Below are 22,046 nucleotides of genomic sequence, written 5' to 3'. Positions count from 1 at the left end.
TTATCTCATGAGAAAGATCCAGTCCAGGTCCGCGGCCGTTATCGCCCTGGCGGCGGCGACCGTGGTGGGCATGTCAGCTTGTTCATCCAATTCCTCGGACTCATCCGCATCGTCCAGCTCGCAGATGAATTCAACAGCCATGAGCTCCTCGGCCATGACCGGGATGTCTGCGAATCCCGCCGCCGATCTGGTCGGACCGGGTTGCGCGGCCTACGCGGCCAAGGTCCCGACGGGGCCGGGTTCGGTGACCGGCATGTCGACATCGCCGGTGGCGGTGGCCGCATCGAACAACCCGATGCTGACCACGCTCACCTCCGCGGTCTCCGGCAAGCTCAACCCGCAGGTCAACCTGGTCGATACGCTCAACGGCGGCCAGTTCACGGTGTTCGCCCCGGTCGACGACGCATTCGCGAAGATCGACAAAGCGACCATCGATGGTCTGAAGACCAACTCGGCCGAGCTGACGAAGATTCTCACCTACCACGTCGTGCCTGGTCAGCTCAGCCCTTCGCAGGTCGACGGCACACACAAGACGGTCGAAGGCGGAACCGTCACGGTCACCGGCAGCGGCGACAACCTCAAGGTGAACGACGCCTCGGTCATCTGCGGCGGAGTCCACACCGCCAACGCCACGGTGTACCTGGTCGACACCGTGTTGATGCCGCCGGCCGGCTAGGACCTGCCATTCACCCGGCTTTTCGTCATCGGTTCCGATGGCCCGGCCGTCAACGCGGCCGGGCCATCGCTATGTCGCAGGTCACACCCATCCAGGGCTCGGCCGGCGGCGAATACCGTGCATGACCGAGACGAACCAGCCGCCGCAGCGACGGATCGCGGTGATCGGCAGCGGAGTCTCCGGCCTGACGGCAGCCTGGGTGCTGGCACGACACGCGGAGGTGACGCTGTTCGAGGCGCAGCCGCGTCTCGGCGGACACGCCCACACGCACCGTGTCACCGCACGATCGAGCGAATCACCCACCCTCGGTGTGGATTCCGGGTTTATCGTGCACAACGACCGCACCTATCCGACGCTGATGCGGCTGTTCGACGAACTCGGCGTCGTCACGCAGGAGTCCGACATGTCGATGTCGGTGCGCTGCGACGGCTGCGGTCTGGAATACGCCGGCGCCAAGGGGCTGCGCGGGCTGTTCGCCGAGCCTCGTTCGGTCGTCCGCCGTCGGTACCTGCGCATGCTTGCCGAGGTTCCGCGGTTCCATCGCCTGGCACGTGCCGAGCTCGCCCGTGATCCCGCCTCCGACACGAGCGCGCTCCGGACGCTCGGAGACTTCTTGACCGATGGCCGATTCACCGCCTATTTCACCAACCACTTCATGGTTCCGCTGGTCGCTGCCGTGTGGTCGTGTCCGCCGAACGATGCGCTGAACTATCCGGTTCGCTATCTGCTCACCTTCCTCGAACACCACGGGATGCTCACCGTGTTCGGCTCCCCGACCTGGCGCACGGTCTCCGGGGGCTCGGCGCAGTACGTGACCGCGATCGCCGCCCATCTGCACGCGGTGCATCCCGGTGTGCCGGTGCGGACGGTGACGCGCACGGCGGACGGTGTCGCCGTGCGCGACGACGCCGATCGAATCCGGTTCTTCGATGCCGCCGTGGTGGCGACGCATCCGGCGGACGCCCTGCGCCTTCTTGCGGAACCCAGCGCTGCCGAGCGCGAAATTCTTGGGGCACTGGACTATTCGACCAACAGCACGATCCTGCACACCGACACGTCGGTGCTGCCGCGGCGGTCCGGGGCGCGCGCGTCCTGGAACTATCGCCTTCCGGGCTGCAGCAGCCGGCCCGACCGGGTGCTGGTGAGCTACGACCTGAACCGACTGCAGAGGTTGAGCGGCCACACCGACCGGCACTTCGTCGTCACCCTCGGCGACGGGGATCGCGTCGACCCGGATGCCGTGATCGAGTCGATGGTCTACGAACATCCGCAGTACTCACCCGATTTCGTGGCGGCTCAGCAGCGTCTCCCCGAGCTCGGCGATGAACGGATCGTGTTCGCGGGCGCCTATCACGGCTGGGGCTTTCACGAAGACGGCGCCTTGTCCGGCGCGGTTGCAGCCGCCCGGCTCGGCGGTTCGTGGCTTGCCCCGGCGTCGGTGCCGTCGTACGCGCGGAGCAAGTCATGACCGCGCCGGCGATCGTGCGGACCCGGATCCGCCACGTCCGCCACCACCCCATTCGGCACGAATTCTGCTATCGCGGCTACAGCTGGCTGGTCGACCTCGATGCGCTGCCGGAGCTGCCGCCGTTGTTGCGGCCGTTCGCGCGGTTCCGTACGGCCGACCATCTCGGCGATCCGACCGCGAGCCTGCGGACCAACATCGACGGCTACCTGGCGTCGGAAGGGATCGATCTCCGCGGCGGCCGGGTCCGGATGCTCACCAACCCCCGGGTTCTCGGTGTCGTGTTCAACCCGCTGACGGTGTACTGGTGCCACGACGGCGCGGGCACGCTCGTCTGCGTGGTCGCCGAGGTCCACAACACCTATGGCGAACGTCACCGGTACCTGGTGCTCCCCGACAGCAAGGGAAACGCGACGGTCGCCAAGGCGTTCTACGTGTCCCCGTTCAACGCGGTCTCCGGAACGTACCGGTTGCACCTGCCGGAACCGAGCGATCGGCTCGGTCTGGTGATAACGCTCGAAAACCCCTCCGGGGTAACCCTTTTCACGGCGAGCATGACCGGCCGATCCACGCCGGCCGACAACTGGACAGTGGCGCGGACCGTGCTGCGCATGCCGATCGCCCCCATGCTTGTCGCGCTGCGAATCCGTTGGCAGGGAATCCGTCTGTGGCTCCGCCGTCTCCCCCTTCAACCACGTTCGCTACCTCAGGAGAACCTCCGATGACGACCGACGACGCTCGATTGGCCCACCACAACGCGAATGCGTCGACGCGGTGGACCGCGGTTGCCACGGTTCCATGCGGCCTTCGTGCCACCATGGGCCGCCCCGTCGCGGCCGCGCTTTTCCGTCGCATGGTCCGTGAGCTGCCGGTCCGCGTCGAGTTTCCGGATGGATCGGTCCTCGGCGCAGGTTCGATGTCCGACGCCGCCGGGCCACGGATGCTCATCCACCGCTCGGACGACTTCTTCGCGCGGGTCGCCGACAGCGGACTCATCGGTTTCGGTGAGGCCTACATGGCGGGTGACTGGTCGGCTCCCGACCTGGCGGGCGTCCTCACTCTGCTGGCGACTCGAATCGCCACGGTGGTCCCGGCGCCACTGCAACATCTGCGCGCGATATGCCTCCCGCGCAAGCCCCGCAGCCAACGCGGAACCCGCGCGGGCGCACGCGCCAACGTGAGTCACCACTATGACCTGTCGAATGAGTTCTTCAGTCTGTTCCTGGACGACACGATGACCTATTCGTCGGCGCTCTTCGACCGCGTCGCGCGCCGGCCGGAGTGGAATGATCTGGGCAACGCCCAGGGCCGAAAGTTCGACGAACTCCTCGATGCCGCCGGGGTGACCGCAGGGTCCAGATTGCTGGAGATCGGAACCGGCTGGGGCGAATTGGCGATCCGGGCGGCTCGGCGCGGCGCACATGTCCACACGATCACGCTGTCCCGCGAACAACAGCTGCTGGCCCGTGAGCGCATCGCGGCGGCGGGGCTTTCGCAGCAGATCACCGTCGAACTCCAGGACTACCGCGACGTGCGCGATCAGTACGACGCGATCGTCTCGGTCGAAATGATCGAGGCGGTCGGGTACCACCATCTGCCGACCTATCTACGAACTCTCGACCGGCTGCTGCGTCCGAACGGCCGCATCGCGCTGCAGGCCATCACGATGCCGCACGATCGGATGCTCGCGAGTCGCGACAGCTACACCTGGGTGCACAAATACATCTTCCCGGGCGGGTTTCTGCCGTCGGTGGAACTCCTGCAGGAGATGACCACCCGACACACGTCTTTGCACATCCACGATGTCCGAAGCTTCGGACCGGACTACGCGCACACCCTGCGGCTGTGGTCGCAGCGCTTCACCGCTCATGCAAGCGGCGCCGAAGCGCTCGGTTTCGATCGGGTATTCCGGCGGATGTGGCGCCTCTACCTCGCATACTCAGAAGCGGGATTCGCGTCCGGCTATCTCGATGTGCACCACTTCGTGCTGGATCGGTGAGGAGGGAAGAAGATTGAATTTTTCTGAGCGCACCGACAAGCCATCCGACACCGACGAGGAGTACGTGGCGTGTGCGGTCCCGGGCCACCACCGCGACCCCGACCCGCTGACATCCCGACTGATCAGTTCGCTGGGCGCGATCGCCGACGGCGATCGTGATGCCTTCGTGCAGTTCTACGACGACACGTGCGGCCGGGTGTTCGGCCTGGCATCGCGGATCCTGCGCAATTCCACGATGGCCGAGGAGGTGGCGCAGGAGGTGTATCTGCAGGTGTGGACATCGGCGGCCGAGAAATACGACCCGGCCCACGGCAGCCCCATGGGCTGGCTGTTGACGCTGGCGCATCGTCGCAGCGTCGACCGTGTCCGGTCGGAGCAATCAGCAGCGGACCGGCACCACGCATATGCCAGCGCGAACCTCGGCCGTGAGCACGACGCCGTCGCCGAACAGGTTGCCCAGAACCTCGACGAACAACAGGTCATCGACTGCCTCGACAGTCTGACGGTCACCCAACGAGAGGTGATCGGACTGGCCTACTACAGCGGGCACACCTACCGAGAGGTGGCCGAGCATCTCGACGTGCCGCTGCCCACGATCAAATCCCGGATCCGGGACGGCCTGATCCGACTGAAGAACTGTCTCGGGGTGAATACCGATGCCTGACAACGACACCGAGAGCCGCAACGCCGACGACCTCCTGGATCTCGCGTACCCATATGCCCTCGACGCCGTCTCGGAGACCGAACGGCGCGAGATCGTCGGCCGCCTCGGTTCCGCGGACTCCGCGACGGTTCACGCGTTTCGACGCATCGTCGCCGATACCCACGAAACGATGTCCCGCGTCGGATACCGGGACACTCTGGCACCGCCGCGCCGTCTTCGGGTGAACGTCCTGGCCGCCGTCGATGACGGCGACTCGAAAGACACCGGCGACGAGCTGGCCGGCCGACGGGCGCAGCGATCTCGGTTCACGCTGCCCCGCGTGCTGCTGGCCGCGGCCGCGGCCGTGCTCATCGTGTTCGGAATCGCGGTCGCCACTGGGCAATTCACCGACCACACACCGAGCGCGCCGTCAGTCGCACAGGTCATGTCCAGCCCGGACCGGCGCACCGTGGTGGCCGACGTGGCCGGCGGAACGATCACCGTTGCGGCATCCGCGCAATCGAACGCCCTCGTGGTGTCGATGACCAATATCCCGCCGCCGCCACCCGGTCACGTCTATCAGATGTGGTTCATGCAGCCGGATCGGGAACCGCGCCTGGCCGGCACGATGGGTGCGACCACCATGCCCCCGCCGGGCGGCGAGGTCATCCCGAAGCTCGACACGGCGACGTCCGTCACCGTCACCGTCGAGCCCGGTGCCGGCTCGTCCCGACCGACCGGGCAGCCGGTCATCACGGTCGGGTTGACCTGACGTGACCGGACACCGTGCCGCCGCAGTGGTTGATGATGTGCTCGACCGGACCATCGCGCCCGGGTACTCGAGTCTGGGTTTCGCATTTCGCAGCCGCCTCTGGCCCGACGACGACCCGCCACCCGACGCGCTCGTGGGCGCCACAACGGTTGTCACCGGCGCCAATTCGGGGATCGGCAAGGCGATCGCCGGATCGTTGGCGCAACTGGGCGCGACGGTCGTGATGGCGGTACGGGACGAGGAGCGCGGCGAATCGGCGCGGCGCGAGCTCCTTGCCGGTCAACCAGACGCCGACCTCGTCGTCGAGCGCTGCGATGTGTCCGGTCGCGCGGAGGTACGGGATTTCGTCGCTCGAATCGCCGCCCGGACACCACGAATCGACGCGATCGTGCACAACGCGGGCGTCATGCCGCCGACGCGTTCTCAGACGCGCGACGGGCATGAGCTCACGCTCGCGACGCATGTTCTGGGGCCCATCCTGATGACCGAACTCGCGCGGCCGCTGCTGGCGGCGGCCACGAGTTCCAGGGTCGTGTTCATGTCGTCCGGCGGCATGTACACCCAGCCGCTTCCGCGGGCGGATCCCGAGTATCGCCTCGGCCGATACCGGGCCGCCACCGCGTACGCCCGCACCAAGCGCATTCAGGTCGCACTGACCCCGGTGCTCGGCGAACGTTGGTCCGAGGACGGATGCGTCGTCGCGACCATGCACCCGGGCTGGGCGGACACTCCCGGCCTGGCCCAGTCGCTTCCCCGTTTCCGGACCATGACCCGGGCGTTCCTGCGGAACGCGGATCAGGCGGCCGACACGGCGGTGTGGCTGACCGCGACATCGCCGCCTCCGCCGTCCGGCCTGTTCTGGCACGACCGACGCTCCCGGCCAACGCATTACCGTCAGGCGACGCGGTTCACCGAAGCCCAGCGCGACGAAGTCTGGCGATACTGCGCGTCCGCGATCGGCGTGACGCCGTAGTCGAGGTCACCCATCCGACCCCACCTGCTGCATCGAACCACCCAAGACAGGTATCGACGGCATGGTCCGGCCCGCCGGGCCTCATCGAGAACGGATGGTTCCCATGAAGAAGTTCGCACACGGCATCTCCCTGGCGGCCGCATTGGCGGTCGTCGCGGCAATCGGAGCGATCACCGCACCGGCGGCCACAGCGCAGCCGCCGGCCCCGGTCGCGGCCCTCCAGCTACCGAGATATCTCGGCACCTGGCATCAATTGGCAGCTGTCCCAGCGTATTTCAATCTGGTGTGCGCGCGCGACACGCAGGCGCACTACGCACTGGACCCGCACGGCAACATCTCGGTGCGCAATCGATGCACGACGTGGTCCAACACCCCCAACACGATCACCGGAACAGCCACCGTCAACGACGCGACGACGCACGCACAGCTGCATGTGAGCTTTCCGGGTGTGCCGACGCAGGAGCAATTGCACGGACCCACCAACTACGTGGTCGTCGGACTCGCCACGGACTATTCGTGGGCGGTCGTCACCGATCCGTACCGCGTATCGGGCTTCGTGCTCTCCCGGACTCCCGCGCTCACGACCGGGCAGTGGCAACGGGTTCGGGCGGCCATCACCGGGGCCGGCCTGAGCACCTGCGTCTTCCTCACGTCCCCCACCACCGGCGGGATCGACGTCATCCGGCCGGTGTGCAGCGGCTAGCCAGCCCGATCAGGATTGCGTCCACTGTGCCGCCAGGGCTGCGCCCTGCGCCCGGCCGGCCTGGTGGGACGGCCCCCACGATTCCGCACGCAGCGGATCGGTACCGAATGCGGCGATCGAATCGGCATCGGGACCGACGACGATCTGCCGGTCGGCGTCGACCCGGGCCAGCTCGTTCTGCAAGTTCTCGCTCGGGGTCAGATGGGCGAGCGGCTGCAGCACCACCACGGCCTCGGACGGGCGGGCCAGGTCGGCGTTCGTGCCGGACCGCATGCCGCCGTCCATGTACACCGACTCGCCGATCGTCACCGGCGGGTAGACGCCGGGCACCGCGCAGCTGGCCGCGATCGCGCGCACCAGCGGCACCCCGCTCGCGGCGTCGAAGACGGACAGGCCGCCCGATTCGCAGTCGACCGCGGTGATCTGCAGCGGACCGTCCGGCGCGCTCGGCCAGTCCGGGGACGGCAGCCGCGATCCGATCCGTTCCAGCTGCGTGGCTTCGCTCATCACCTCGGCCGACCGGGCGAACGCGCCCAGCTGGCGGCGGGCCTCGGTCGGATCGTCCGGATAGCGCGTCATGATCTCGAAGACCTTCTGCATCCAGCCCACGTCATGCCCCGATGCGGCGGCCGCGACCGGTGGCGACTCGGCGTGGTCGGCCATGTCGACACCGGCCGCCAGCCAGGTGCCGACCACCGAGCCGGCCGACGTGCCGATGATCTGGTCGGCGCCCGACAGGTCGACCCCGGACGCCGCGAGTCCCCGGATGACGCCTGACATCCAGCCGATTCCGGCGGAACCCCCGCCGCCCAACACCACTGCCAACCGCTGCTTCGTCATGGCTGACAGTCTGCCCGCAATGACGGACAATGATGCGCGAAACCGGCTTTCGCGTCGGCCGATATTCGCTCGACGAACACCGTTGCGCGGCAGTAGCGTTCGACCCATGAGCATCGTCGTGCACCACGTACCGGCCGACGGCCCGCTGCTGCGCACCGAGGCCGACGCCACCGATCTGCTCGGTTCCACCTACGGCACGGGTGCCGAGATGATCGCGATCCCGGTCGGCCGGCTCGATCCGGACTTCTTCGACCTGAGCACCAAGGTCGCCGGGCTGTTCACGCAGAAGCTGCTCAACTACCGGATGCGGGTGGCCATCGTCGGTGACATCACGCCCTACCTGGCCCGCAGCACCGCCCTGCGCGACTACGTCCTGGAATCCAATCGCGGACGGCAACTGTGGTTCGTCGCCGATGACCGCGAACTGAGTGACCGCTCGGGTGGTGCCGCCTAGGCTGTCCCCATGCCCAAGCCCACCCTGCCGATGCGGGCGATCGCCGCCGGAGCCACCCTCACACGCAACGAACAGGTGCTGATGACGCGCACCGACCTGGCACGCCGCTCGATCAAGCGGGCCAGTGCCGCCGCCGGTGTGCGGCCCGCGGTGCCGGTGCGTGAGGTCGAGTTCGCCGGCCCCGGCGGCACGATCCGCGCCCTGCACTACACGCCCGAGGTGCTGCCCGCGCCCGATCGCATGCCGATCCTCATCTACTTCCACGGCGGCGGCTGGGTGGTCGGCGCACCCGAGTCGGCCGACTCGACCTGCCGCCTGCTGGCCTTGCACGCCGGCGTCCAGGTGCTGTCGATCGACTATCGCATGGCGCCCGAGCACCCGTTCCCGGCCGCGTTCGACGATGCCGTCGCCGCGTTCGACCATGTTGTCGCGCACGCCGATTCGCTGGGGATCGATACCGCCCGGATCGCCCTCGGCGGCGACAGCGCAGGCGGCAACCTCACCGCGGCAGTCGCATTGGCGACCCGGGACCGCGAGGTGAAGCCGGCCTTCGCGCTGATGTTCTACCCGGTCACCGATATCGCCGAGGAGCATCCGTCGCGTCGCGAGTTCGCCAATGGCTACTTCCTGACCAACGGCATGATGCGCTGGTTCGCCGATCACTACGCGCCCGCCGATGTCGACCGCACCGATCCGCGAGTCTCGCCGCTGCATGCCGACGACGTCGCGGGCATGCCGCCGAGCTATGTGGCCACGGCCGGTTTCGACCCGCTGCGCGACGAGGGCCAGGCGTTCGCCGACCGGCTCGCCGCAGCCGGGGTGCCCGTGGTCAAACGCCACTACCCGCGGTTCATCCACGGATTCGCCAGCTTCACCCGAAAAGGGTTGGGCGGCAAGGAGGCCGTGGTGGAAGCGGCGGGTGCACTCCGAGTCGGATTGGCAATCTGATGAGCCGAGTAAGGTGGGACGGCCAGACGCTCGATCGCCGGATGCAGTGGGCGACGCGGTACCCGCTCACCGACCGTCTGGACCTCGCGGATCCGATGAAGGCCGTGCGCCAGGCCCGGCGATCGCTGTCCGCCGCCGCGGTCCTCGGCAGCCGCCCGTCGGTCGCGACCGTCGGACGCATCGATATCCCGGGGCCCGCGGGGCCGATTCCGGCACTGCAGTACGTGCCGCGCCAGCCGCTCGACGATCCGGCGGTCCTGCTGTATTTCCACGGCGGCGGATTCGCGCTCGGCAGCCCGAAGTCGCACGACACGGTCAACCGGCATTTCGCGGCCTACGCGGGCGTGCAGGTGATCTCGGTCGACTACCGGATGGCGCCCGAACATCCATTCCCTGCCGCAATCGACGACGCGATGGCCGCCTACGACCATGTGCGCGAGCATGCCGAGGCCTTCGGCATCGCGCCCGACCGGATCGCGGTCTCCGGCGACAGCGCCGGCGGCAACATCACCGCCGTCCTCGGCGCGCTGGCCGAGCACAAGCCGGCGTACACGGTGATGTTCTATCCGGCGACCGACCGCACCCGCGTGTATCCGTCGTATACCTCGGTCGCCGACGGGCTCATCCTCAGTCACGAGGTCATCGACTGGTTCATGTCGATGTACATGCCCGGCGTCGATGTGACCGACCCGCGGATATCGCCGGCTCTGGCACCGGATCTCGCCGACTTTCCACCGTCCTATATCGCGACGGCCGGCTTCGACATGCTGCGCGACGAGGGCGAGGCATTCGGCCGGGCCCTCGCCGAAGCCGGTGTGCCGGTGGTTATTCGGCGCCATCCCAGTCTGATTCACGGTTTTGCGAGCGCCACTCGGTTCGGCCTGCCCGGACGCGACGCGATGATCGAGGCCGCGGGCGCGTTGCGCGCCGGACTCGCCTTGCATTCGACGACGGCCCGCAGCAACAAGGACCGCTGATGGCACCAGGCCACGAAGAGGGCATCGACCGACCGAGCCCGGCGATCATCGTCGCGGTCACCCCGGAGCACCGGAACGTCCTGGTCGACGAGATCCGTTCCCGCTACGGCCGCGACTACACCGTGGTCGACACCGCCGATGCAGACGACACCATCCACACCATCAAAACGCTTGTCACGCAGCATGTCCCCATCGCCCTGGTGATCGCCGAGGCGGATATCGCCGACTGCACCGGCCGGCAGCTGCTGCACAAGGTGCACCGCATCGTGCCGACCGCCCGACGGCTCGCCGCGATCCCGATGGCGCAGTTCTCCTCGGTACTGCCGGTGATGCAGGAGGCGCTCGCCGAGGGCCAGCTCGACAGCTACGTGTCGATTCCCCAGGGTCTGCGCGACGAGGAGTTTCACGCCGCGATCGTCGACTACCTGTCGGACTGGGGCTGGTCGGTCGCCACGCCGGAGGTCGTCGCCGTCCATCTGGTCGCGCCGACGCGCGCATCGACGGCCGCGATCCGCGACTTCCTGGACCGCATGGGCGTCCCGACCAAGACGTCGACCCCGGACAGCAGGGCGGGCCGGGCACTGATCGAGTCGCTCGAGCTCGAGTCGACGGACGACATCCGCTACCCGATCGTCGCCTGGCGCGGGCGCCGGGTGATGTTCGCGCCGACCGTCGCCGAGGTCGCCGAGCAGTGGTACGGCAGCCCGGACGACATTCCCGACACCGACGTGGCCGACCTGGTGGTGGTGGGCGCCGGTCCCGCCGGTCTGGCGGCGGCGGTCTACGGCGCCTCCGAGGGGCTTTCGACGATCGTGATCGAGTCGGAGGCGATCGGCGGCCAGGCCGGCACCAGTTCGATGATCCGGAATTACCTCGGTTTCCCCCGCGGTGTCTCCGGCATGCGGCTGGCGCAGCGGGCGCGCGTGCAGGCGAGCCGCTTCGGCGCCCGCTTCTACACCGGACGCGGCGCGACGGCGGTCGAGGTGTCCGGACCCGAGTTCGATCATCACCACGTGGTGGCCGGCACCGCCCGGATCTGCGCCCGCACCATCGTGATCTCCACCGGCGTCGCCTATCGCCGGCTGCCGGTCCCGGCGGTCGAGAATCTGGTCGGCTCCGGCGTCTACTACGGCGCCGCCTCCAGCGCGGCCCGCGAGATGCGCGGGCGCCACACGTTCGTCGTCGGCGGCGGCAACTCCGCGGGCCAGGCTGCCGTGCATCTGGCGCGGTTCGCCGACTCGGTCACCATCGTGATCCGGCGCAACAGTCTCGCCGAGACCATGTCGGACTATCTGGTACGGGAGATCGACGCCAACCCGCGGATCGTGGTCCGCCCGGGCACCGAGGTGATCGACGCCGGCGGCGACGGTCGGCTGGAGTGGCTGACGCTGTGCGACACCGCCACTCGGCACGCCGAACAGGTGCCAGCCGACGGGCTGTTCCTGCTGATCGGCGCCGCACCGCACTGCGACTGGATCCCCGCCGAAGTGCTGCGTGACGGGCACGGATTCGTGCTCACCGGGCGCGAGGTGCCCGCCGATCGCTGGGTCGATGGCTGCCCGCCCGCGCCACTGGAGACGACGGTGCCCGGCATCTTCGCGGCCGGCGATGTGCGCTCCGGATCGATGAAGCGCGTGGCCGCGGCGAGCGGCGAGGGTGCCTCGACGGTGCCGCTGGTGCATGCGCGGCTGGCGGAATTGCGTCAGGCAGAGCTGTCATCGGGGCATTGACGCGCTAGCCTTTACCGGGCGAGATAGGAGGTCTGCGGCCGTGGGCAGTCACGATCAGCACCCCCTGCTGCGCGTGATTTCCGCGATGGACGCCGACCCCGACGGCTTCGCCAGCGATGTCTACTTCCGGCTCTGGTCCATCGATCCCGGACTGCGCGATCTGTTCCCGGCGTCGATGACGCATCAGCGCGAGGTGCTGGTGCGCGCGCTGCGTTTCGTCTTCCGGTCGATCGCCGAGCAGCCCGACCACACCGCGTTGCTGGACTTCCTCAGCCAGTTGGGTCGCGATCACCGCAAGTTCGGCGTCATCGACGTGCACTACCGATACTTCTACACCGCATTGATGGGCGCGATCGCGCGGGCGCTGGGCCCGGCGTGGGACGAAGAGATCGAAGCCGTGGTGACCCACGCGCTGATGCTCACCACCGGCGTGATGAGCGGTGCAGCGCAGTCGGCGCCCGGGCCGGCGGTCTGGCATGCGAAAGTCGTTGCCAAATACCCGGTTTCGCGGGGTCAGGCGGTGGTTCAGCTGCTCGCCGACCGACCGCTGACCTACCGCGCCGGACAATCGCTGGAGGTACAGGTGCCGCAGATTCCGCGCGTCTGGCGCCTGCTGTCCCCCTCCACCCCGGCGAACCCGCAGCGGGAGCTGGAATTCCATGTTCGAGCCGTTGACGCCGGCGCGGTCAGCACGTCCATCGTCGGCCAGACCGCGGTCGGCGATGTGTGGACCCTGTCGCAGAGCCACGGCTCTATGTCGGTGCAGACCACCGATGACGTCGATTACGCCGGCAACCCGATCCCGAACAGTCGGCGGGACGTCCTGATGGTGGCCGGCGGCACCGGAATCGCGCCCCTGCGGGCGCTGATCCTGGAGTTGTCCAAACGCGGCGACGGCCCGCGGGTGCACCTGTACTACGGCACTCGCTATCCCGGCGAGCTCTTCGACACCCCCACGCTCGCGCGCATCGCCGCGGTCAATCCGTGGCTGCGGGTCACACTCGTCTCCGAACAGGAGACCGACCCGTGGTGGCTGGAGGGGTTGGCCGATCTGGACCGCTACCGGTTCCGCCGGATTCACGGGCAACTGGTCGACGCGGTGCTCAACACCGGCGATTGGTCCAATCATCAGGTGCTGCTTGCCGGCTCGCCGAAGATGATCGAACGCACCAAGCAGGGCCTGATCCTGGCCGGCGTTCGCGGCAGTTTCATCCAGCACGACCCCTACTGATATCGGATCGACCGACATCGGAACGACGAAAAGCCCGGGCCGGCAGTGAATATCACTGCCGGCCCGGGCTCTGTCGTTACTCGCTTGTCGGTTCTCAGTCGCCCTTGCGCTTACGCGGCTGCCAGACGACCAGGGCGCTGGTGCGCTCGACCGGGACCAGAGCCGATCCGCGGGCGGCGTTGCGCCGCGCCGACAGCTCGTGCTCGAGTTCGGTGATCCGTGATTGCAGCGCATCGACCTGGTTGGTCAGTTCGATGATGCGTTTCACGCCAGCGAGGTTGACGCCCTCGTCCTGCGAGAGGCGCTGCACCTCGCGCAGCAGGTCGACGTCGCGCTGGGAGTACCGGCGCCCGCCGCCCGCGGCGCGCTGCGGGGTGACCAGCCCGAGCCGGTCATAGGTCCGCAGCGTCTGCGCATGCATGCCGGACAGCTCCGCGGCGACCGAGATCATGAACGTCCGCTGCGCAGAACCCGACGCCCGCGGGGCTGAGGCTCCCGCCCGGCCCGTCGGTTCCGAATCCTGCTTCCCGGACATCACCGGCCCCAATCCGCTCGCGGGTCGTATCCCGACGCCTTCTCGGCGGCCGCGTACTTGCGCAGCGCCTCGGTCGACGCCTCGTCCAGCCCCGTCGGCACGGCGACCTTGACGGTCACCAGCAGGTCGCCGGCACCGCCGGCGCGCTTGGGCGCACCGCGGCCGCGAACCCGCAGGGTCCGGCCGTCGGCGGTACCTGCCGGGATCTTGACCCCGACGGTCCCGTCGAGCGTCGGCACGGACACCGTGGTCCCCAGCACCAGCTCCGAGAAGCTCACCGGCAGCGTGACTTTCAGGTCATGGCCGCTCCGGGTGAACAGCTTGTCGGTGTTGACCTTGACCGAGACGTACAGGTCGCCCGAGGGCGCCCCGCGCAGTCCCGCCTCGCCCTGTCCGGCGAGCCGGATCCGGCCGCCGTCCTCAATGCCCGGCGGGATGCGGACGTTGATCGTGCGGGTCCGCACCATCACGCCGTTGCCGTTGCAGTCGGGGCACGGGTCGTCGATCTTGGACCCGGTCCCGAGGCAATCGGGGCAGGGCTCGCTGAACCCGAACGCACCCTGGTTGCGGCTGACCGCTCCAGAACCGTTGCAGGTCGGGCAGACTCGCGGACTCGTCCCCGGCTTGGCGCCGCTGCCGTGACACGTGGTGCACGGCGACGGGCTGGTCAGGGTGATCGGCATCGTCACACCCTGGACGGCATCTCGGAATGAGAGCGTCGTCTCGGTCTCGAGATCGTTGCCGCGGCGCGGGCGGGTCCCGCCCGACCGGGGCTGCCGGTTGAACAGCCCGCCGAAGAGGTCGCCGAGCCCGGCGCCGCCGCTGGCGGCCGCGGCACCATCACCGAACAGGTCGTTGATGTTGAACTCCGCACCACCGGCACCGCCGCCGCTGAAGCCGCCGCCCCCGAACCGTCCGCCGGCCGCCCCAGCGCCGTTACCGGCCCGGAAACCACCGCCGCCGAACATGTTTCGGGTTTCGTCGTACTCCTTGCGCTTGGCCGGATCGGACAGGACGCTATGCGCCTCCGATACCCGCTTGAAGCGCTCCTCGGCCGCGGTGTCACCCGGGTTGGCATCCGGGTGCAGTTCGCGTGCCAGCCGGCGGTACGCCTTCTTGATCTCGTCCGACGAAGCTTCGCGAGTAACGCCCAGCTCCTTGTAGTAGTCGTGTTCGAGCCACTCACGTTGTGGTGCCACTGGGCGTCACCTCCTTCTTCGTACTCAGTTGTTGTTTGATTCTGGCTGTGATTCTGCAGGGGGCACAGACGCTTCGGTTCCGGATCCGGCGGCGTCGATGACGACCACCATCGCGTGCCGCAGCACCCGCTCGCCGACCCGATAGCCCTTGCGGTACACCGTGCCGATCACAGGATTGGCCCCGTCGCCGTCGTGCTGCACCGCCTCGTGCAACGCCGGGTCGAACGGTTCGCCCGGCGCACCGAATTCGCGCAGCCCCACACCCGAGAGGGTGTCGATGAGCTTGTCGGCGATCGCCCGCAACGGCCCCTCCTCGAGGTCGCCGTGCTGACGTGCGCGGTCCAGATCGTCCAGGATCGGCAGCAGCTGCTCGGCGACGGACGCCTTGCCGAACTCCACCGAACCGAGGCGCTCCTTCTCGGCGCGCCGCCGGTAGTTGGCGAAGTCGGCCTGCAGGCGCTGCAGATCCGACGTCAGCTCGGCGAGCTGATCGACCTGATCCGCCGGTACCGAAGCTCCGTCAGCGGCCGGGCCGGCCGGGGTCTGCACCCCGGCCTCCCCTGCTGCGTCCTCGCGAACGTCTCCGCTCTCGGGGTCGATCCGGCGCCGATCCGAAACGGTTACCGGCTCCTGCTCGTCCTCATGCGGTGAAGTCACTTGGCTGCCTCGTCACTTCCCTCGTCCACGACCTCGGCGTCGACGACGTCGTTGTCACCGGCCTGGGCACCGCCCTCGGCCGCACCCGGGTTCTCGGCCGCGGCCGCTGCGTACAGCGCCTGGCCCAGCTCCTGCGACTCGGTGGCAAGCTTCTCGACCGCCGACTTCACCGCGGCCAGGTCGGTGCCCTCGAGCGCCTTCTTGGTGTCCGCGATCGCCGCCTCCACCTTCGCCTTGCCGTCGGCCGGCACCTTGTCCTCGTTGTCCTTGAGGAACTTCTCGGTGGTGTGGACCAACGACTCGGCCTGGTTGCGGGTCTCGGCCTCCTCGCGACGCGCCTTGTCCTCGGCGGCGTGCGCCTCGGCATCCTTGATCATCCGGTCGATCTCGTCCTTGCTCAAGCCCGAGCCGTCCTGGATCCGGATGGTGTTCTCCTTGCCGGTGCCCTTGTCCTTCGCGGTGACGTGCACGATGCCGTTGGCGTCGATGTCGAAGGTCACCTCGATCTGCGGGACACCCTGCGGAGCCGGGGCGATGCCGGCCAGCTCGAAGCTGCCGAGCAGCTTGTTGTGCGCCGCGATCTCGCGCTCACCCTGATAGACCTGGATCATCACCGACGGCTGGTTGTCCTCGGCCGTGGTGTAGGTCTCCGACCGCTTGGTCGGGATGGTGGTGTTGCGCTCGATCAGCTTGTGCATCACGCCGCCCTTGGTCTCGATACCGAGGCTCAGCGGGGTGACATCCAGCAGCAGCACGTCCTTGACGTCACCGCGCAGCACACCGGCCTGCAGTGCGGCACCGACGGCCACGACCTCATCGGGGTTGACGCCCTTGTTGGGCTCCTTGCCGCCGGTGAGCTCCTTGACCAGCTCGGTGACGGCCGGCATACGGGTCGAACCACCCACCAGCACAACATGATCGATGTCGCTGACGGAGATGCCGGCGTCCTTGATCACGGCCTGGAACGGCGCACGGGTGCGCTCGAGCAGGTCCGAGGTGATCTTCTGGAACTCGCTGCGCGACAGGTTCTCTTCCAGGAAGAGCGGGTTCTTGTCGGCGTCCACCGTGATGTACGGCAGGTTGATCGAGGTGCTCTGTCCCGAGGACAGCTCGATCTTCGCCTTCTCGGCCGCTTCCCGCAGCCGCTGCATCGCCATCTTGTCCTTGGTCAGGTCGATGCCGTTGGCCGCCTTGAACTTGTCGACGAGCCAGTCGACGATGCGCTGATCCCAGTCGTCGCCGCCGAGGTGGTTGTCGCCGGAGGTCGCACGGACCTCGACGACGCCGTCGCCGATCTCGAGCAGGGAGACGTCGAAGGTGCCGCCACCGAGGTCGAAGACCAGGATGGTCTGTTCCTTCTCGCCCTTGTCCAAGCCGTAGGCCAGCGCGGCCGCGGTCGGCTCGTTGACGATACGCAGCACGTTGAGGCCGGCGATCTGGCCGGCTTCCTTGGTGGCCTGACGCTGGGCGTCGTTGAAGTACGCGGGGACGGTGATGACCGCATCGGTCACGTCCTCACCGAGGTACGACTCGGCATCGCGCTTGAGCTTCATCAGCGTGCGGGCGCTGATCTCCTGCGGGGTGTAGTTCTTGTCGTCGATCGAGACGCTCCAGTCGCCCTCGCCGATGTGGCGCTTGACGGAGCGGATGGTGCGGTCGACGTTGGTGACCGCCTGGTTCTTCGCGGGCTGACCGACCAGCACCTCGCCATTGCGGGCGAAGGCGACGATCGACGGGGTGGTCCGGGCGCCCTCGGCGTTCGCGATGACCGCCGGTTCGCCACCCTCCAGCACGGCGATGGCCGAGTTGGTGGTGCCCAAGTCGATTCCTACTGCACGAGCCATGTGTTTCTCCTTGTGTCCGACGGCGGTATCGACCAACCGTCTCGTTGATGTCCAGGTTCAAGACCTCAGCCGCACTCGCTCAAGTCTGTATGCCACCCGGTTCGAATGTCAACCAAATTGAGTCTGATGCGCTCAAGTTCTCGATGTGTACAACTATCGACCTGCGAGCCTTGTTCCAGCCAGTGGAACATAGAGGGTCCAGAACGATATGATTTACATCACAGAACTAGGTCAGGAGCCCCAGTCGTTCGAGGGAATTTAAGTGACTTGAATCACTCGAATATGCGATTGAGATGCGGCTCATATGTCAGATACTTCGCGGCGCGTCAACGCGACGAAACCACAGGTCAGGCCGTCAACCGAATGGGTCAGATGACCCACTTGAGACAGAGCGCGCAGGCGCGAAAGATGGCCAAAATTGTTAGAAATTCTTAACTCACAGGTGGCCTAATGTACCTATTGGGTCGTATTTCTGTCCCCAGTTCGGGGTACAGACGGTCTCACGACCGCCGCCCCATGATCTTCGCCATGGCTTTGATCTCACGAATTTCCACAGGCGCCGCAGTCCTCGCTATCACGGGCGGCGCCGCGGCAGCAATCGTCGGACTCGGCGCCGGCACGGCGAACGCGGCCGTCGGCGACAACCTTCCGGACAACTGCCTCCAATACTCGCAGGACGGCGGCACTACCTGGGGCACCAGTTCGGTGATCACCTGGAACAACGTCGTCCCGGTTCCCGGCGACATCAACGACCTGCAGGCCGAGTTCAAGGCCCGCAACAACTGCGACACCGCGGCCAAGCTTCAGGTGTACGCGGGCAACTGGTCGGTGACGCCGGACGGCTCGGCCACCTTCCACGCCACGCTCAACACCAACGCGGGCAATACCGCGACCGTACAGAGCGGCGTGGGCGACCCCGGCATCCTGATCAATCAGACCAAGCGGCTCACCAAGGACCAGGCGGTCGACGTCAAGCTCTACATCGGCATTCCGCAGTCGGAGACCGCTCAGGGCTTCGACATCGCCCCGGACTGGTCGCTGGCACTGGAAGAGGTCGCGCCGACCGATCCGGCCGAGGGCGGCAGCACCGGCGGTGATTGCACCGGAAGCAGCAGCGGCAGCCTCGGCGGTCTGGGCCTCGGCAGCCTCGGCGGCGGCTGCAACACGGGCAGTCTCGACACGAGCAGCCTAGGTGGCACCCAGGCCGGCCTGAAGGTACAGGCGGGCGGCACCTTCGCCGGCGAGCTGCACAGCCCGACCGTTCAGGGCAACGTTCACTAAACGCCAACTCCGGCAACACATTTCAAACTTCGGCTGTGGTGGGCCGGCCTAGGACCCACCACAGCCGAATGACCGCGCGTGCGGTCGCCCCGCGCCGTCCCTAGTGGCCGGGCGGCACTCTCCTGCTCCGCATGCGGGGCTACCACCAAAGTAAGGAAAACCACATGAAGAAGTCCACCAAGGGCGCAGTCGCCTGCGGCGCAGCAGCACTCATCCTGGCCGGCGGCGCCGGATCTATGGCGGCCTGGTCGGCCTCGTCGCCCTCGACCGGCGGCGGCACCGCCCAGTCGGGTCACCTGACCGTCACCGCGACCTCGGCCCCGGCCTGGACCTGGTCGGCCGGCGGCACCGGTGCGTTCGACCCGGCCACCATGACCCTCTCACCCGGCGATGCGGTGCACCTGTCCGGCACGTACACCCTGGGCATCAAGGGCACCAACCTGAAGGCCACCGCGGCGGTCACCAACGCGGGCGCCAGCGGCCTGCCGGCCGGCCTGACCTTCACCCCGGATGCCATCGGCGGCACCCTGACCAACCTGACCGAGGCCAACAACAACCAGCAGGTCACCGCGGGCGGCGTGCTGTCGTTCGACCAGTCGGCCACCGGTTCGCAGGACCAGTCGGTCAATGTCAGCGGTCTCGCTCTGACGCTCACGCAGAACTGATCTCCACCAGTCCGTAAAGGAAACCCGTGAAGTCCACTCACAAGTGGGCGCTCGCAGGGGCGCTGGTTCTGCTGGTCGGGGCATTGTTCTCCGTCCTGCAGACCGGCGCCCTCTGGACCGCCTCCAGCACCCCGGGCGCAGCCACCACCGTCAAGACGGGCCGACTGGCCATCTCCGCCGATTCCGGCGGGACCACGCAGCTCGACCTGTCGTCGCTGGCCGCCGCGGACATGACGTCCGGCACGAGCGTGCAGGTTCCGCTCCAGGTCTTCAACACCGGCACCGTCAAGGTGACCTACCAGCTCAACACGGTCGCAGCGACCGCCGGCACCACCCCGCCGCCGCTGAACCTGCGGGTGGCGGTCGTCTCCAGCACCGGCGCCTGCACGCCGACCGGCACTCCGGGCACCGAGCTGTTCAACGGCTCGATCACCAGCGCCAGCACGACCGCACGTCAGCTCGCCGCGGGTGCTTCCGAGGTGCTGTGCATCGCGGCGACCGCGCCGTCCAACATCGCGGCCAATCAGAACGGCACCTACACGTTCACGTTCGGCGCAGCGCAGGCATGACGATGACCACCACCCAGACCCCCGCCGCGCGCGCGTCGACCGATGCGCGCGCGGCGGCCACCAACGCAGACGACGAGACCAGCGTCTGGTGGTGGGCCCGCACGATCGGATCGGCAGCACTGTTCATGGCTGCATTCGCCGTGCTGATGGCTGTGGTGGTGGCTCCTCGCCTGGGCGGTGCGACGGCGTACACGATCCTCACCGGGTCGATGGAGCCCAAGTACCCGCCGGGGACGCTCGTCGTCTCGAAGCCGGTGGACCCCAAGGAACTTCGTGCCGGTGAGGTCATCACCTTCAACCGACCCGACGCCCCGGAGATCGTCACCCATCGCATCGACGAGATCACCTACACAGCCGACGGCCAGATGCAGATCAAAACCCGGGGCGACAACAACCCGTCGCGCGACCCGTGGACGCTGCATCCCGACAACGTGCGCGGCCGGCTCTGGTACGCGGTGCCGTACCTCGGCCGGGTGAACTCCGCGCTGAACGGCAAGGACAAGTCGTTGGTCATCAAGCTCGGGGCCGGCGCCCTGGTGCTTTATGGCCTGTACGCGTTCGGCACGTCCGCCCGCGACCGGGTCCGGCGTGGGCGCGAGGAGCAGCCTGCCGCACCGGACGCGGCCTCGGCACCGCCCGTGGAACCGCAGCCGGCGACGGCCATCGGCCCCCGCGTGCTGCCTCCGTCGCAACAACCGCCGGTGATCCCGCCCGCGCCGACCGGCTACCCGGCCCCCACGGGCCCGCCGCCACACGCCACGGCCTCGCCGTACCGGGTGCCGCTGGCCGGCACAGCGGTCCAGCAGGCACCGATGCATCGGGAACCCGCGCCCTGGGCCGCGTGGCCCGGCGATGCGGAGACCACCGCGCCGATTCCCGTCATCAACCACCCCGTCGCCCATCACCCCGTCGCCCAACACGCAGGCGCCCACCGCCCGGCGTATTCGAACCAGCAGAGAAGTCACGCCCAATGAAGAAGAGCAGCGCGATGTCGTCACACCCCAAGACCAAACTGCCCAGCCGACAGCAGCTTCGGCTGTCGCGGACCGGCTGGATCCGGCTGCGTGCCCTCGCCTCGCTCGGCATGATCCTCGGCCTCGGTGCCGCCGGCACCCTTGCCCAGTGGTCGACCTCGGTCAACGCCGCCACCGGCGTCTTCTCCACCGGATCCATCGAGATGAAGCTGAACGGCAACCGGCCGACGTACGCGTTCACCGCCCTCAACCAGCTCAACCTGGCGCAGGGCGGCAGCGTCGCCGGCATGCTCCCGGTGCAGAACACCGGCATGGTGAACTTCACCTACGTCGCCAACGCGACGACTGCCGATGCCGGAACGGCCACGTACGGCTCCGCAAGCGCCGCGATTCTCGCACAGAACATGACCCTTACCGCCTATGCCGGCGGTTCGGTGTCCGGCTCGGCCGGGAGCCAGACCTGCACCAGCGGCACTCAGATCAGCAGCCAGGCGCTCTCGACCGGGGCACCGGTGAACATCATCAGCACCGCACGGCCGCTCGCGGCTTCGGCGAGTGAGAACTTGTGCATCCAAATCAAGGTCAGTCCGACCGCACCCATCGGCGCTCGCATGTCAGCGGTCAGCGTGGCCATGCAGTTCACGGCCACCTCGAGCTAGGGCGTGTCTCCTAATGATTGGGTGATCGGTCGCTGATGATCGGTGGATGAGTTCTAGGTGTGAGTCGCTCAGTGATGCGCAGTGGGAGCGGATCGAGCCGTTGTTGCCGTCAAACGTTGGGCGGCAAGGGCGTCCGTTCTGCAACAACCGGCAGGTTGTCGAAGCGATCATCTATCGATACCGGACCGGGATTCCGTGGCGTGACCTGCCGTCGGAGGTGTTCGGGCCATGGCAGACGGTGTGGAAACGGCA

At 67.9% G+C, this 22,046-nt stretch carries 24 protein-coding genes; 19 read left to right on the top strand and 5 right to left on the bottom strand.

Annotated elements, in window-relative coordinates; all coding sequences use genetic code 11:
• Positions 1–7 precede the first annotated feature (7 nt).
• From G341_RS0104335 to G341_RS0104300, 8 genes are all read left to right on the top strand, one after another.
• A complete protein-coding gene (locus tag G341_RS0104335; protein WP_026303238.1) occupies positions 8–676 on the top strand; it encodes a fasciclin domain-containing protein in 669 nt (222 codons plus the stop codon).
• A 121-nt stretch (positions 677–797) separates the two neighbouring features.
• Entirely contained in the window at positions 798–2,144 is a 1,347-nt protein-coding gene (locus tag G341_RS0104330) for an NAD(P)/FAD-dependent oxidoreductase (protein WP_018177886.1), read from the top strand.
• Entirely contained in the window at positions 2,141–2,866 is a 726-nt protein-coding gene (locus G341_RS0104325; RefSeq protein WP_018177885.1) for a DUF1365 domain-containing protein, read from the top strand. The genes G341_RS0104330 and G341_RS0104325 overlap by 4 nt, the downstream gene beginning before the upstream one ends.
• Complete coding sequence (locus G341_RS0104320; protein ID WP_018177884.1) at positions 2,863–4,140, top strand: SAM-dependent methyltransferase; 1,278 nt, start codon at positions 2,863–2,865, stop codon at positions 4,138–4,140. The genes G341_RS0104325 and G341_RS0104320 overlap by 4 nt, the downstream gene beginning before the upstream one ends.
• Before the next feature lie 13 nt (positions 4,141–4,153).
• On the top strand, positions 4,154–4,804 hold the full coding sequence (sigK, locus tag G341_RS0104315; protein WP_018177883.1) for an ECF RNA polymerase sigma factor SigK: 651 nt from the start codon (positions 4,154–4,156) through the stop codon (positions 4,802–4,804).
• Positions 4,797–5,555: an anti-sigma factor gene (locus tag G341_RS0104310; RefSeq protein WP_018177882.1), complete on the top strand. Its 759-nt coding sequence runs from the start codon at positions 4,797–4,799 to the stop codon at positions 5,553–5,555. Before sigK ends, G341_RS0104310 begins: the two co-directional genes overlap by 8 nt.
• A gap of 1 nt (position 5,556) precedes the next feature.
• Positions 5,557–6,528, top strand: a complete 972-nt coding sequence (locus G341_RS0104305; RefSeq protein ID WP_018177881.1) for an SDR family NAD(P)-dependent oxidoreductase — start codon at positions 5,557–5,559, stop codon at positions 6,526–6,528.
• A gap of 103 nt (positions 6,529–6,631) precedes the next feature.
• Positions 6,632–7,231 carry a lipocalin family protein gene (locus tag G341_RS0104300; RefSeq protein WP_018177880.1) on the top strand — a complete coding sequence of 200 codons (600 nt, stop codon included), beginning with the start codon at positions 6,632–6,634 and terminating at the stop codon, positions 7,229–7,231.
• 9 nt (positions 7,232–7,240) lie between these two features.
• Here G341_RS0104300 and G341_RS0104295 read toward each other — a convergent pair whose 3' ends face one another.
• Entirely contained in the window at positions 7,241–8,071 is an 831-nt protein-coding gene (locus G341_RS0104295; protein WP_018177879.1) for a patatin-like phospholipase family protein, read from the bottom strand.
• Positions 8,072–8,177: 106 nt separating this feature from the next.
• On the opposite strand from G341_RS0104295, the gene G341_RS0104290 reads away from it, so the two are divergent.
• Genes G341_RS0104290 through G341_RS0104270 form a run of 5 tightly spaced genes read left to right on the top strand, consistent with a single transcriptional unit; the run spans position 8,178 to position 13,411 of the window.
• On the top strand, positions 8,178–8,525 hold the full coding sequence (locus G341_RS0104290) for a DUF4180 domain-containing protein (protein ID WP_018177878.1): 348 nt from the start codon (positions 8,178–8,180) through the stop codon (positions 8,523–8,525).
• Positions 8,526–8,534: 9 nt separating this feature from the next.
• Positions 8,535–9,473 (top strand): alpha/beta hydrolase, encoded by a 939-nt coding sequence (locus G341_RS20945; RefSeq protein WP_018177877.1) that lies wholly within the window; start codon positions 8,535–8,537, stop codon positions 9,471–9,473.
• Positions 9,473–10,450: an alpha/beta hydrolase gene (locus G341_RS20940; RefSeq protein ID WP_155826770.1), complete on the top strand. Its 978-nt coding sequence runs from the start codon at positions 9,473–9,475 to the stop codon at positions 10,448–10,450. The genes G341_RS20945 and G341_RS20940 overlap by 1 nt, the downstream gene beginning before the upstream one ends.
• Complete coding sequence (locus G341_RS0104275) at positions 10,450–12,180, top strand: NAD(P)/FAD-dependent oxidoreductase (RefSeq protein WP_018177875.1); 1,731 nt, start codon at positions 10,450–10,452, stop codon at positions 12,178–12,180. Before G341_RS20940 ends, G341_RS0104275 begins: the two co-directional genes overlap by 1 nt.
• Before the next feature lie 40 nt (positions 12,181–12,220).
• A complete protein-coding gene (locus G341_RS0104270) occupies positions 12,221–13,411 on the top strand; it encodes a globin domain-containing protein (protein ID WP_018177874.1) in 1,191 nt (396 codons plus the stop codon).
• 94 nt (positions 13,412–13,505) lie between these two features.
• On the opposite strand, the gene G341_RS0104265 is transcribed toward G341_RS0104270, so the two are convergent.
• From G341_RS0104265 to dnaK, 4 genes are all read right to left on the bottom strand, one after another.
• Positions 13,506–13,862 (bottom strand): heat shock protein transcriptional repressor HspR, encoded by a 357-nt coding sequence (locus G341_RS0104265; RefSeq protein WP_245556908.1) that lies wholly within the window; start codon positions 13,860–13,862, stop codon positions 13,506–13,508.
• Positions 13,863–13,945: 83 nt separating this feature from the next.
• On the bottom strand, positions 13,946–15,145 hold the full coding sequence (gene dnaJ / locus G341_RS0104260; RefSeq protein WP_018177872.1) for a molecular chaperone DnaJ: 1,200 nt from the start codon (positions 15,143–15,145) through the stop codon (positions 13,946–13,948).
• Positions 15,146–15,169: 24 nt separating this feature from the next.
• Positions 15,170–15,802, bottom strand: coding sequence for a nucleotide exchange factor GrpE (gene grpE / locus G341_RS0104255; RefSeq protein WP_018177871.1), 633 nt, complete (start codon positions 15,800–15,802; stop codon positions 15,170–15,172).
• Positions 15,799–17,646 (bottom strand): molecular chaperone DnaK, encoded by a 1,848-nt coding sequence (gene dnaK / locus G341_RS0104250; RefSeq protein WP_026303235.1) that lies wholly within the window; start codon positions 17,644–17,646, stop codon positions 15,799–15,801. The genes grpE and dnaK overlap by 4 nt, the downstream gene beginning before the upstream one ends.
• Positions 17,647–18,174: 528 nt before the next feature.
• Here dnaK and G341_RS20935 point away from each other — a divergent pair.
• The 6 genes from G341_RS20935 to G341_RS23395 all read left to right on the top strand — a co-directional run.
• Positions 18,175–18,927 (top strand): hypothetical protein, encoded by a 753-nt coding sequence (locus G341_RS20935; protein WP_155826769.1) that lies wholly within the window; start codon positions 18,175–18,177, stop codon positions 18,925–18,927.
• A 164-nt stretch (positions 18,928–19,091) separates the two neighbouring features.
• Positions 19,092–19,592, top strand: coding sequence for an alternate-type signal peptide domain-containing protein (locus G341_RS22905; protein ID WP_018177868.1), 501 nt, complete (start codon positions 19,092–19,094; stop codon positions 19,590–19,592).
• Between the two features lie 26 nt (positions 19,593–19,618).
• Positions 19,619–20,161 carry a hypothetical protein gene (locus G341_RS0104235; RefSeq protein ID WP_018177867.1) on the top strand — a complete coding sequence of 181 codons (543 nt, stop codon included), beginning with the start codon at positions 19,619–19,621 and terminating at the stop codon, positions 20,159–20,161.
• A 2-nt stretch (positions 20,162–20,163) separates the two neighbouring features.
• Positions 20,164–21,135 carry a signal peptidase I gene (locus tag G341_RS22900; protein ID WP_155826768.1) on the top strand — a complete coding sequence of 324 codons (972 nt, stop codon included), beginning with the start codon at positions 20,164–20,166 and terminating at the stop codon, positions 21,133–21,135.
• The gene (locus tag G341_RS0104225; protein ID WP_018177865.1) at positions 21,132–21,794 is read left to right on the top strand and encodes a hypothetical protein; all 663 of its coding nucleotides are present in this window, start codon (positions 21,132–21,134) and stop codon (positions 21,792–21,794) included. Before G341_RS22900 ends, G341_RS0104225 begins: the two co-directional genes overlap by 4 nt.
• 46 nt (positions 21,795–21,840) lie before the next feature.
• On the top strand, positions 21,841–22,046 hold a 206-nt coding region (locus G341_RS23395; RefSeq protein ID WP_155826767.1), incomplete at its 3' end, for a transposase.

Source organism: Jongsikchunia kroppenstedtii DSM 45133 (assembly GCF_000380485.1).
Classification (GTDB): Bacteria; Actinomycetota; Actinomycetes; order Mycobacteriales; family Mycobacteriaceae; genus Jongsikchunia; species Jongsikchunia kroppenstedtii.
The sequence above is the reverse complement of the archived record's forward strand: the minus strand, read 5'-3'. Positions and strand labels throughout refer to the sequence as shown.